This is a genomic window from Chloracidobacterium sp. (genome assembly GCA_016711345.1).
In the GTDB taxonomy this organism is placed as follows: domain Bacteria; phylum Acidobacteriota; class Blastocatellia; order Pyrinomonadales; family Pyrinomonadaceae; genus OLB17.
In genome coordinates, this window is sequence record JADJTD010000001.1 from 884256 (window position 1) to 897429 (window position 13174).

The window sequence follows — 13174 nt, forward strand, 5'->3', positions numbered from 1 at the left end:
AATTATTGACCTAAGTATTTTTTTCTCACAGTTTGTCTTTCGTCCTTCCGACCCTGTTTTGGCTTGATCCTATTCCTTCTGTTCGTTGGAACGGTAACCAGCGAATCCACGCCGATGGGCCGCTCACTTCGCAAATCCACCTTTAGGCCCATCTTAGAAAGATCCAAAAGAACAGACTTGAATTCATCGCAGGTAACCTTCATCTCGTGAAGTTTCATATTTTTTTGATCGGTACTGAGTTGATCCTGCTCCTCGGGTATCTGAAAAACATATCTGATCGAACCATCTTCCTTGAACTTTAGGTTCAGATAATTTTCCTGTTGATTAACCTTGAACAGAAAATCATTTTCTTGCTCAAAATCCATAACATTCAGGTCATCCATTACGTCGTATCCCAGGTTTTCAAGACAAAGGACAAGCTGAGATTTCAAGAAAAGTTTCTCTTTCCGTCTTATCTCATCTTCTACTTGAAGATGGAGGCTGCGATCTCTAAGCTCGCCGATCCTTGCTTGCAATGACTCCACGGCTCCCTCCTCGACGCTCGTAGAATTGATTGCTCGGATGCACGAGTTGATAAGGTGTTGCTTATCGGCCAAAACCGACGAATGCACCGAAAGATTGTTCAAATCGCCCAAAAGGGTATGTAGGTCGTCCTTGAATCGTTTGATCCTCATTTCCTCAAGAATCGAGTCATGCAGTTCCTTGAAAAAGTATGTATTCCTCATACTTTCGCTCGCACTCAGTTTGCGAAACGTACTTTCAAATTCATTTCTCGCGGCGGCGTCTTGCCAACTCTTGAGAAGAGCCTCGATCCTTTCGGAAACATCCCTTAGTTCATCCGACTCGCTACTCACCGAATTTGCGGCAGTCTCGATCTGCACCGCTGTTCCCTGGAACTTCTCAATTACCAAATCGCTCACTTTAGACCGTACCGCATTGATCTGATCCTCTTTGTCAACTGAATGGGTCACTATCAGTCCTTTCTCATTCTCCATTCTCGACGTGAATCCTACCGCGAAAGTTGAAGGAGGTTTTTCAAAATTGATTTCCCCGATTTGCTCCGTTGCGTGTCGAAGTATATCAGGTGCTTTTTCTTCGAGATTCGTTTTCAGATAGTTCTGAATATTCGTCTTAAAATCCCCAAAGGATCCTTTCGAGGTTTCGTAAAACTGCAGGTAAGACCGGTATGACTGATAATCCTTCTGCTTATCCGCAAAATTCGTTCGAATCGCTTGACAGGAATCAAGGGTCTTGTTCAATTCAGCGATTCTGGCGCCGATCTCTCGATCTATACGGTCATAAGTTTCCTGGCCAAAACTCCCCTTGTAGTCAAAGACAAGAGCTTTTAGGGCTATATTGACATTGCTTTCCATCTTTTTAAGATCACTCTTGCAATCTAAATGGATATCCAACTCAGAATCAGTAACGTTTAGATTACTGATCTCGTCGCATAACATTTTTAGCCGTGCCTGAATCTGAAAAACCTGGTTCAATTTTCCTTCAAACACCGACAACGAGTAACTTGGCGGCGGCGAATAATCTTTAGGTCCACTCATAGAGAATCTCCTTTTCGATTCACTGGATAAATGTTCATTCTTTCGGGGCCATGTTTATAAATTTTGCCGTTCCGATTCGCTCTCGAAACAAAAAGAGCTTGAACTTCTTCGCAGCGGGAAGCGCTCCGATAAACCCGGATAACCCTACAAAAAGTGAGAGTACAATCGCGGCCCTAATGCTAAAATCGGATTTGCGAGTGTCAATGGTCCCTGAATTCGCCACAACCGGCACATCAGTTTGTTTCAGACGGTCTATCCCATTCTTCGTAGGAAAGCACTTTCGGCCTTTCGAGTCTACACAGTAAACCCATGGTGAGCCGCTCGAAGCGTCAGGCCAAGAACTACCTTGGGTAAAGTTTGTTCCGTCTAAAGTGACGCTTCGATTGAATGTAAATAGGTTTCTGCCACGATAATCTTTAATCGCGCTTCCGTGATCCCTGAATGTCCCAACAAAGGTTTCCTTGTCGTGGAACTTAGAATCCGGCGAATAGCAACTGTCGCCCCCCTTCGCTCCGAAATTGAAACACCACGAATTATTGTCGATTCTAATATTAACGATATCGCCGGGGGCAAAATTCACTCTGTTACCTTTGTTGTTTTTCAACCAAAAGGATTTTGTAACTTTAAAGACGTCCCTAGGCGTCTTAAACTCGTAATCGAATTTTCCCAGTGTCTCGATTGGCGTCGAGTGCTGATTTACTTTCTGATTGATCAAACTCTGGGTTGGAAAGCACTTTTCTACGGACCGAATCTCCAGACAGTCGAAGAACTCATTTTGCGAAAGCACTTTCAAGAAATCCCCTTTATTGTAATTGGTCCCATCCAAGCGAACGGGACTATTAAACGTCAGGTATCTTGTATTGGTGTCCCAGACGATCCAGCCCGCGTAGAAAGCTAGCAAAACGTATAGAAGCGAAAAGCCGATCGTCGCGAAGACGCTAATTAGGGCAGCCGGCCGCCAATGAACCTTCTTGTCCGCAGTTTCCAGGTCTGCCTGAAGTTTCTCCATCTTTCCCGATTTACCCTTGGAGCGATCAATACGCAAATACACAAACCGCTTTCGCGATTGCTTAATAAACTCTACTTTGATTTGGGACTCATTATTTGGACTGAGTTTTCGAATATTGTGTTTATCACATACCGATTGAATAAAATTGTCCGCAACCGACTCAAAACTCTTAAAGAGTCCTCTTCTAAAATAATAAACCTCAAACGAGTCCGAACGTGACGTGAAATCGTTCGTAATACCGTTGTGTGAAAGGAAATTCTTCAAGGATTTATAGAATTTATAGCTAACGCGATAGTTGCGTTTGACATCGAATGTGATGTCCATCAACTCGATGTGCGACTCCGCGTTGTCCTTGAAGATTTCGAAAACGAAAGGAACGTATTTGAGTTTCTGTAAGTCATTTCGGCCGATCTTCTCGAGAAACTTCAATCGCTCTATGTTGAGTTGCTTGTTCGAAAACGCCGACTCACTTCTGCAATAGAGAAGCCCTAAATCGGCAAGAGAGTCAATCTGTTGATTTTGCGAATCCCTGAAATTCCTCACGGGATTGAATGCATAAAACAAGTCGACCAGACGACGAAAAGTTGCATCTTCATCATCCGGATCGATTTGTCTGAATAACTCGGTTCTGAAGTTCGAGAATGGCTGTTGTGCCATCCCAAAAACTGCATAGAGCTTTTCTATTAGAGAACTTACGACTATTTTAGTTTCGTCAAGACTGGCAGCCTCGCGTTGCCGCAACGAAAATTCCAATTGGAAAAGATAAAACCGAAGTGTTTCAGGTTTGGTAATCTTCCAGATTTCATCCAGCTTTGACAGGAAAGAGTCAACCTCCTTCTTGACATTAGGAGACCCAACAATCAGAAACGAGTCCATATCTATTCTGACCGGCCTCTCAGGTTCGAAGTACCGAAGTAGCGCCTCCCTGACGAAGAGTGTTCCGTGAAGTTGATAAAAACTAACGAGGTTCTCGACCTCCTTCCGTGTCGGTATGTCTTTGTAGGAATCCAACCATATCCTAACCGTCCTGTACGTTGCTTCGTCCTCAAACAAATCTTTATACCAATCAGAATTAGTCTCGATAATCTTTATAAGATCCTTTTCGGTTCTAATTTCCGCGTAACCGAGCTTAACCGTTTGAACGGGAGCTGCGTCCGTTCCACCATATTTGACGGGCACTTCTTCACCCTTGAGCCACCTCTCTACTTCCTCCTGTCCCCAACGGTTTTTGTTGTAGACGAGCGTCAGCCCCTGAATTAAGGTGTTCATCCGACCAAAACGGTCGTCAAACTGGATAAGTGGCTTCGAGTCGAATTGATGTTCACTGATTCGTTCGAATTTGTTTTTGTCGATCCTTCGAGGATCCGAGCCCTCACACAACCATTCAGGGTAGAGAAGCTGCAGTAGGATCATCCCGAACGAATAGAAGTCATTTTTTTCGGATACGATCCCCCTACCTTGTTCCGGGGACAAATATACTTCAGTCCCCTTTACGGTTGATGTCTTTCTGATCGCTCGATCTTCGTTGAGTTTCCCAGAATCCGGAGAAACACCAACGTATTTTGCGGACCCGTAATCGCCGATTACAATATCCGTCTGATCCCGATCAATGTAAAATATATTGGCGGGCTTTAGGTCACAATGCCAGATCTTGTGTCCATGTAGTGTTTTTATACCCTTAAAAAGTTCTTTGATGATGACATTTTCGATAAACTGGGGAGTATATTTCGCACCGAAGTCTTCCACGGCGAAGAGATCGCCGCCGACGGCGAACTGCGAGATTTCGTAGCAGTATTTGCCTCTGAATTTTTCATGCTCATATCTGGCCCCAAAATCATAAAGCCTTAAAATATCGGGGTCGTTAATGCCAATGATTTCTTTTAGCGTTTCATAATTAGGCTCTTCTTTGGGATTTGCAAACTCGAAATATAACTTGAGAGCCAAGATCGTTCCTTCTGAATCCTCGATCTTGTAGATCACGGCTTCCCCTGTTCCCTCCGAGATTATGCCTCGAATCACATAATCCTGCCCTCGCAAGCTGATACTGTCTCCGATCGCAATTCCGTGGGCCCTTGATTTGAACTCCCTCTCCCTCAATTCGGCATAAGCGTACGTGTCCGAAATATTTGAATGAGAATCGTATGTTCCAGTCTTATCGTCTTGCGCAGAAGCATAGGTTGCTGTCTTGTCAAAATCGTTTTCAGCCATAATGTTAGTCAATCCTCCTGATCACAACGAGACTCACATTGTCCTCAGCCCCGTTGACCAAACAATTCTGGATCAATACTCGTGCTTTAGTCTGACTATCGGCCTCGCCCTTTATGATCGACTTAACCGACTCTTTGTTTAGCGACTTAAAGAGACCGTCCGAACAAATAAGAAAAACATCTCCAACGACCGTACCATCGATAAAAACCTGTTTGTCGAATTTTAAATTGTCGTTCGTCCCACCAAAAAAACTGGTTATCGGACTATTCTCCTGATATTCGTCAAAGACTTGGTCTTTCGTTACCTTAAAGAACATTTCATTTCTAAAAAGCCATAACTGCGAGTCACCGCAATGAATCACGAGAAATCCGTTTGCATCGATCATCAGGCCCGTGAGAGTTGTTGCCGCCCCTGCAAGACTGACAGTCGCTTTGGTCATTGAAATAAAGTCCTTATTGATCCTTAATAGGTATGGCTCAAAATTCGCTTCGCAAAGATCGGGGATCAAATTCATCTTTTCCAGCACATAATTTGCGGCAACCTCACCTGCCCGATTTCCACCGACTCCATCGGCAACAAAGGTGCGGCAGCTATCCTGATCGACGAAGTGCACCTCCCCTTCACTCAGGAGACGACCGTTGACGAGAATCCTATCCTCATTGGAGGTTCTTACCGTGCCCATGTTGGTGATTCCAGAAATTTCAAATTTCATGGTTGATGTCCTAAGAACACAAATCCGAATTCCTGGCCCGCCTGATGTAGCGCCGCCAAACCAAATGCATACTCAAAAATTCGGAAGAAGCCTTTATCGAATAACGACTTAGACTGTTCCGTCTCTATTTAAGTTTTCTGGTAAGCGAGAAAGTATAACCGAATAAACAGTCAATTGTAAAGACATTTAAGTACACAATACAAGATGTCAGATGTTGCGGAATCTGAGGGAGAACGACGAACAACCTCACGCCATTATCAACTCGAAAAGACTAGCCTACAAAGTCTTGGCTTTTGGGCAATGTCCCAGGCCAAGGATAGGCCCCAGAAGCGGCTTGGGCTCGTTTGGTTCGGAAAGTGGTGTTGTGTGCGATCTTTACAAAGACAAATGTGGGTTTTTATCTGACATTTGGGACTAGAGGTGCTTTTTCTCAAGAACGTACCAGACGCAAGGAGAAGAAAATGGCTTCAAAGCAACAATAAAGCAGGTGTACATTCCGCGATTAGTATCAGCTACCGATACACATGTCCGGATTTGAGGCTCTCCCCACTCGATTACCAACCCTAGGGCCGCGGATTACCGAAAGTATTCCTTTTTCAATTCGCGGAGATATAAAGCCACATCGTCCGGATCCGCATCCGTTCCTTCGAGCGCAAACGAAATACTATTGCCGGGACCACTGAAGTTGTGCTGCGGTGATGGGGAAAAGGTAGTTATTCGCACATGCCCCTTGTCCGGAGAATAGCATTTGCAAAACGTGTAAACCAGTAGCTCCAGTGTTAACCAGGCATTGACGGACGGAGAATACTGTCTGGCAGGCCGGAGCTTAAATGACACCTCCCAACTCCCGGCCGGGAGTTGATAATGTTTGTTGTTTTGGTGGCCACCGCAACTGTCGATAGTGTAGATACCTTCAAACGCACTCAGAGCTTTTACCAAACCCACGATGTTAGAGTCCATTTCATCGTACGGAATTTCATATCCCATTCTTTTTCTCCTCTTGACTTCGAGTTTCCACCCGCCGATTCAGATTTATGATTACCGATCTTGCCTGATTTGTCGCATCACCAACTAGTATCATCCTTTTTCTGGCTCGATGTCTTTGGCAGAAATTCGATATGCTCCGCCGCGATCCAGCGTTTTGGAAAGAGTTCGACAAATTTGTCAACAAACAGTTTGCTTTAAGGCGATTCATGATAAGTCGCCTCGGCTTCAAGCGCCGTATAGACTGCATTTCGAATCACTCGCTCGAACTCTTCTCTTTTGACCTCGGACCGCCAACCACTGATTTTTTCCATCTCTTTTGTGAATTTATATTTACGGATCGCTTCAAAAACGACGTTCGAAATGAACATTGCGTGTCGTTGATTTTCATTCATGGTCGAAAAACACTCGGTTGCTTCGTAAGTATAAAACGTGCGATCAAAAGGTTTCTGTTTTTTGCCATCAACAAAGGCGAGAATTCTTTCAACAAATATCGCCGTAACCTTATCCGTGACGGGCACTGACTCGATGACGGCCTTCAATGCGGGAATGATCGCCGCGACTTCACCAATTTCTTGTTTGCCGATATAGCCAAGACTAGACACAACTTCGTCAAATCTGCCCGATATTAATTCCACGCCCAACTCGTAGCAAATGTCGTACGGCTTGCTGTAGCCGCGAAAGCCGTATATCCGATCAAGACATCGCTCAGCGGCCGCAACGTCGCCGGCTCGGAGAAATTCAAGCCCGTCGGCGAATACTTCCTCCTCCTCTTGGGTGGCAACCCGCAAAAGCTCCTCGGCCCCCACTTCGATCGCTCGCCCGAGTTCGTCACGCGTAATCCGGGCGGACGCCGCAAACAGACCTTCAGCGCTGAGCTCAATAAGTCCTATCTTAACAACTTCCAGGATCTCATTGAGCGTAATTCCAAGTTCTTCGGCTGCAACCGCCAGCGGAATCTCGTTGTATTCTTCAGGGCGTTCAAGGATTATTAGCTCTTCATTGAGTTCAAAGATCTTATTGGCCTGTCGCTGCTGCCAGTCTCCAAAGGCGTCCTCGGTCTTAAAGTCACGGACGGTCTTCATTTGAATCAGTTTCTGGACTTTTTCAATTTCCTTTTCGATCTGGCCTCGTCGCTGTTCGATCGGTGTCTGTCTAGATTTCTTCATGTTTGGCTATCGTCCTTAATAAGGGGGGGCATCCTGGCCGCCGGTGATACTACGTAAAGGATCGACGCTGTCGACATAGTTCTCGGCCCACTTAAGCCATGCTGCCTCATCGCTTCCTTCAATAATCCGGCCGTGTTTCTCGATCAGCCGAGCCCGGTACGCTTTCAAATAATTTCGCATGTTATCGCACGCCGCCCATCGGGCCGCATCTTTCTCGAGTTTTTCCCGTCTGGTTTTTTCTTCCTCTTGCTTACGAATAAACTCCCGGCGGCGCTCTTCAGCGTCCGCCTTTCGCCGCGCGTCTAAAACTAAAGGCTCGAGCATCAATATCACGCCCGTCATCACCTCATTTAGGCGATCCTCAAGAGCAAGACCTTTTCTGTCTCGCCATACCTCATAGTTGGAATACCGTGAACGGATCTTGACGGTGAGCTTTCCGGTCGGACAGGCCTCAAGTAGGTCCAATATCAAGTAAGGTGGTTTCTTCTTCTCGTCCGGGGTCAGTTCCCGGCGAACGTTGTTGATCTGTTCATAAAGTGCGATCTCGATCTCCTCTCCTTTCTTCCTTATGCGTGTCGCTTCGCCCCGCCAAGGATCTTCCGCCACCAAAACCTCATAGCCTCGATGCTCCAAAGATTTGATCAACGCATCCATTATTCGCAAGGCCCGGTCGACCAGAGGTGCAGAAACTGAGATGTTCAGGTAACCCTCTCTTTGCGGAAGACTGACAGCTTCTTTCTGAGAATGATCGACCGTTTGAAAGTAAAGACCGGCTCTTTCGACAAGGGGATGTGCATTCTCCAGAACGGGAGATATTTGAACTTGGTTTTCCGCGAGATGCTCTCGTTCGATGAGCGTCCGGATTTCAGGAGGGATCGCGTCAGCGGAGGTATCAACCGTACGATTGAGATATACCGTTGAGATGGTCCGGTCAGTAGCAGCAGGCAGTGGGGTATTTTTTACACTTTTGCCGGTTTCCCTCCTTCGCCAATACCCTAGAGGTGGTTTGGGAACATTCATCCGCTTGCAGATCTTGCCGACCATTACGTCCGAGATTCCAAGTTCAGCTGAGACCTGAACCGTTGGCCTGTCCCAAACCATCTGGTAGAGCTCATCTCTGGTCAGTTTTCCGGGTTCGTTCATAGCAAGAAACAGGGTCAGTTTTAGATTAGATTATCACCCGAATTAGTTGTAGGATCACACTCTAGGACACAGAAGAATAGCCGCTTAGCAGTCAACCATTAAAACCAGCACCTAAACAACGATCTTAGATAGATGTTCAATTCAAAGCTACTCAAAGAAACAAGATGCTTAGTGCGCGTCATAGCTCTCTTGTTCGGCCTATTAAGTCTTTCGTGTTTTGTTAGTGGTCAAACACAGGCGGAAAATCAAACACGGAGACTGGTTTTATCATTCACCAGTATCTGTTGCGGAATCGATCGGGATGCAAAGCGGAAATTGGATGACTTCATCACAAAATATGAGAAGGCCCAGGGTAAGCAACTCAAAAAGACGGTAGTTCATTGGGGCAAAGAGGGTGAAATAGATTATTGTTTTGAGCTCTCAGAGCTATCGCGAAAGGAGCGGAAAGCATTCATTTCTAAAGTACGATGGCTTATTGGTAAATCAAAATTAGTCGATGTCAAGGAGAACGCAGCTTGCCAAAGTGGGCGCTAACTGCGCTAATCGAAGTACTCCTCTTTCAAGGCATGGAGATATAAAGCCACATCGTCCGGATCCGCATCCGTTCCTTCGAGCGCAAACGAAATACTATTGCCGGGACCACTGAAATTGTGCTGCGGTGATGGGGAAAAGGTAGTTATTCGCACATGACCCTTGTCCGGAGAATAGCATTTGCAAAACGTGTAAACCAGTAGCTCCAGTGTTAACCAGGCATTGACGGATGGGGAATACTGTCTGGCAGGCCGGAGCTTAAATGACACCTCCCAACTCCCGGCCGGAAGTTGATAGTGTTTGTTGTTTTGATGTCCGCCACAACTGTCAATAGTGTAGATACCGTCAAATGAATTCAGAGCTTTTACCAACTCCACAATGTTCGAGTCCATTTTGTCGTACGGCACTTCGTATTCCATTCTTTTTCTCCTGTGGCGAACTCCGTGAGTTACATTCTTTGCGCGTAGGCCGGTTAATATGCGAGGCGAATCACCGTTTATAGATGAGCACCACTTCGATTCTTCGGTTAAGCCCTCTCAATGCTTCGTTCCCGTTGTCTTTGAGGAGCCTGTCGAGATCATAGTTCGCACTCTCTCGTCCGCGTTGGACCGATTTGAACTCGCCAAACGTGGTGGCCGACATCAGATTTGAAGCCGGGTCTATCCCCACTTTGTTCTGTAAATACTCAAAGACCGCAATCGCCCGCATTGCTGCAAGTTCGGTGTTTGAGTGAAATCTAGCAGTTCGCATCGTGTCCGCGTGCCCTTGGATCTGGATCTCTTTTATCATGGGTAGCTGAGCCCGGACCGTGGCCCCCACGGTGTCAAGAACCGTCTGGCCGTTCTGATTCACAGCCGTTTCGTCCGGGCGGAAAAGAAGCTTGTCACTAAAAGTAATCGTCTGCGAATTCAAATCGTCGTGGATCCGGATGTCATTGATCCCATTGTGAACAGTCGATATCCCAAAATCCCCACCCAACAGTTTTTCAGGGACGGCGTTGAACCTTTGCGCGATTGAGTCGACCATTTTCTTCTGGTTGACTTCGACTTCCTTTAGATTCACGGTGCCGAGCGAGATTGCCACCGTAACGAGGAACAAGAGCAAGCACAATACCAGGACGAGCGCCAGCATAAGGTCGGCAAACGACGTCCAAACATTGAAGTCGAATGAGTTTTCGCTATCCATTATTTGATTTGCCCCCGGGCAGTTTGCCCTTGAACCACTGCCATAATCCTAACTTACGTGGTCCATTCTTCGATGTCTCCGCGATGGTGACCTCACCCGGGCTGCGATTACCAGTTGCCCGTCTCCCATTTCCGGTGGAAACTGCCCTTATAACCTCGTCGGCCTTCCTTCCAAATTCGACCACAGTGCCGCCGAACTTTTCGCTTTGAACGCTAAACCGGTCAATTCTTTCACCCGTCTTATCGGTCTTGCTGCTAAATCCATCAATTTTATTCGTCAGCTCCTCGATCTTTGGGGCGAGGTTATCAATGCTTCCCGACAATACCTCCAGATTCTCAACTTGAGCCTGCAATTTGTCCCCCATCTGCGTGAGACTGTCGTCCGCATGCTTCACGATCTGATACGAGGATTTCTCCATACTGTCCTTAACGCCTTCAAGCGGGGCGTTGATCCGTTTGATCTCTTTTTCTATACCCCCAAGTGCAGCCGGAATCGGTGTAAGAGCCTCCGCAACCGGGGTGCCGATCTGATTTACCAGTTCCTTGATGACATCTTCATTCTGCGTGCTCAGGCGTCCAAATGCGTCTTTCGCCGCCTCGGCCGTGCCGCCCATTTCATCCTTGATGGAACTTGAAGCCTCGGTCACGCGATCCTTGAAAAGATTTACGGCATCAATAAGCAGAACCTTTTGCTGGACGTTTTCTGCGAGCTGATCGTGTACTCGCTGCTGAAATTCCTCATTGCTGTCAAGTAGGATTTTTGATCGACCTAACAGTTCTTCATATAGCCCCCGCAATTCGGCAGCATCCGAGAAAGGATACAGTTTTTCGACGCTGTCTTTGAATGTCTGAGAAAATTCGTTCAGATTTTCGGAAGCGACGGTGAGAGCTTTTAGTGTCTTGCTTGCTCTCTTGACGTCATCTGCAAGTTCGGTCGCGTCGTTGCTCAATTTTTCGCTGATCTCACTGACGCTCTGAGTCAGATTGCTGACGAGGGCCGGTAAATTTTCGTTAAAGGTTGTGACCAACTGACTAACGTTGTAACTTATGGTCGAGGCAGCGACGCCGATTTCCTGCGCCGCTTTGATGTTCTCCTGCATCAACTTCGACTCGTCGATCTTTTTAGCGGCGAGCAAGGGTGCCCAACGGATCAAAGTTCTTCTCTCGAGCGAATTGATGAGCGGGATACTTGCAGCCCGCAGATAAATTGAAAAAAGAATGACCCCGACGATTGTGAAAAACACGCCCCAGATACTTGGTGCGAAGGCACCTCCTAGTTTGCTGAGGAGAACATTTAGCCCCTGAGCCAGATTCTCGTTCGTGATTTGAGATTGGCCGGGCGACAATGTGGAAAGATGACTGAGACTGCTCGCGAGTCCCCAAAGTGTTCCGAGCAGACCCAATACTATGAATAGCGAGAGTACCGATCTCATCCATCCTCGATTTGAAGTAAGCCGGTTGCTTGAATTTCGTATCAGTCCTGAGACATCTAATTGTCTGCTGCTTTGACCCGAGTCCCTAAGCGCAGCCAAATGCTGAACAATAACTCGATTAGATGGGACTTTCGACGGACGGGCTCCGTCCTTACCTCCTACGTTCGACAGAAACTGCGGAGCATCTTTAGAATCGGCGGATCCGGAGTCATCGCGAATGCTCACATCAAATCCTTCAACCTGCCCCCTGAGCCGAAGGTCGCGGAGCATAAAGAAACCAAGTGCTAACACCCAGAGACAGAAGCATATGACCTGAGTAGCTACGACCAGTTGGGCAACATTTTCGGTTGGATAAAGATAAGTGAACAAATCCATAAGTTAAGACCACACTAATAGTCTCTAAGGGACAATTTACCGGGGTTTTTCGGTATCCAGGTATCCCCAACGTTTGCGAATTCCGCTGGCGTAAAAACTTGAAACTGCTGATGAGACGCCCCCGGCGTAAAGTCGCATTCAAAAGCCGCCGCGACACCGCCGTACCGATAACTGGTATCGTCGATCACAAGGGTAAAATGCGGGACAACAAGATAAGTCCCGGCCTCGGCGTTTTGTACCGCGAGAAAATCTCCTACATCCGTCCTCCGGAAATCGGCTTCCGTCGTTCGCCCCAGGCGTTGATCCGAAGCGTTCCTGTTCCCGATCTGAATGACATGAAACTTGCCCCAAAATAAGTTTCGCTCCTCCTTATTCTCGCGGGCCCGGTTATACATCTCGACAAATTCCTCGGCGAATGTGGGTACTGGCGGGCTAGGAGTATTCTGAACGGAACTCGGCGACCAACTTGGCGTAACAATCAACTCACCAAACGCAGGCGGCGATTTGAATTCACGGTTCAAAGAACGGGAGGTCTTCAGTCTTATCTGATTAAGCCGCGCTAAGATGCGTTCCAATATTTCCTCGCCATGTTTCGATTGGGTCGGTATCGATCCCGCATCCCACAAGTCTCTTTCGATCAAAGTAAGAACATTATCGATCTGCGATATTGTCTCGGGCTTGGGAATAGGTCGATGGGGGATTGGAGCCGGACTAACAGGTCGAAAGTCTGGCTTTGCCGGACGACGGGGCTTAAACCGCGGCCACAACCGCCAGCCGCCAAACGCAACAATGATTCCCCCGACTAGAATCCCCCCCGCAACCAGCAAATATAGTAAAAAATCGTGTTCGAGTTCTTCCATTAATATTTGT

At 47.0% G+C, this 13174-nt stretch carries 10 protein-coding genes; all 10 read right to left on the reverse strand.

Annotated features, from left to right (window positions below; genetic code table 11):
* Positions 1 to 2: 2 nt before the first annotated feature.
* The 10 genes from IPL32_03640 to IPL32_03685 all read right to left on the reverse strand — a co-directional run bounded on the left by IPL32_03640 (position 3) and on the right by IPL32_03685 (position 13164).
* Positions 3 to 1556, reverse strand: a complete 1554-nt coding sequence (locus IPL32_03640; GenBank protein MBK8464901.1) for a hypothetical protein — start codon at positions 1554 to 1556, stop codon at positions 3 to 5.
* 34 nt (positions 1557 to 1590) lie between these two features.
* Positions 1591 to 4773, reverse strand: a complete 3183-nt coding sequence (locus IPL32_03645; protein ID MBK8464902.1) for a hypothetical protein — start codon at positions 4771 to 4773, stop codon at positions 1591 to 1593.
* A gap of 4 nt (positions 4774 to 4777) precedes the next feature.
* Positions 4778 to 5485 (reverse strand): serine/threonine-protein phosphatase, encoded by a 708-nt coding sequence (locus tag IPL32_03650; protein MBK8464903.1) that lies wholly within the window; start codon positions 5483 to 5485, stop codon positions 4778 to 4780.
* Positions 5486 to 6061: 576 nt separating this feature from the next.
* Entirely contained in the window at positions 6062 to 6472 is a 411-nt protein-coding gene (locus IPL32_03655) for a hypothetical protein (protein MBK8464904.1), read from the reverse strand.
* A 194-nt stretch (positions 6473 to 6666) separates the two neighbouring features.
* The gene (locus IPL32_03660; protein MBK8464905.1) at positions 6667 to 7638 is read right to left on the reverse strand and encodes a hypothetical protein; all 972 of its coding nucleotides are present in this window, start codon (positions 7636 to 7638) and stop codon (positions 6667 to 6669) included.
* 15 nt (positions 7639 to 7653) lie between these two features.
* Entirely contained in the window at positions 7654 to 8781 is a 1128-nt protein-coding gene (locus IPL32_03665; protein MBK8464906.1) for a hypothetical protein, read from the reverse strand.
* Positions 8782 to 9320: 539 nt separating this feature from the next.
* The gene (locus tag IPL32_03670) at positions 9321 to 9731 is read right to left on the reverse strand and encodes a hypothetical protein (protein MBK8464907.1); all 411 of its coding nucleotides are present in this window, start codon (positions 9729 to 9731) and stop codon (positions 9321 to 9323) included.
* 70 nt (positions 9732 to 9801) lie between these two features.
* Positions 9802 to 10497, reverse strand: coding sequence for an OmpA family protein (locus IPL32_03675; protein ID MBK8464908.1), 696 nt, complete (start codon positions 10495 to 10497; stop codon positions 9802 to 9804).
* Positions 10490 to 12304: a MotA/TolQ/ExbB proton channel family protein gene (locus IPL32_03680; GenBank protein MBK8464909.1), complete on the reverse strand. Its 1815-nt coding sequence runs from the start codon at positions 12302 to 12304 to the stop codon at positions 10490 to 10492. Before IPL32_03680 ends, IPL32_03675 begins: the two co-directional genes overlap by 8 nt.
* 14 nt (positions 12305 to 12318) lie before the next feature.
* Complete coding sequence (locus tag IPL32_03685) at positions 12319 to 13164, reverse strand: hypothetical protein (GenBank protein MBK8464910.1); 846 nt, start codon at positions 13162 to 13164, stop codon at positions 12319 to 12321.
* Positions 13165 to 13174: the final 10 nt, after the last annotated feature.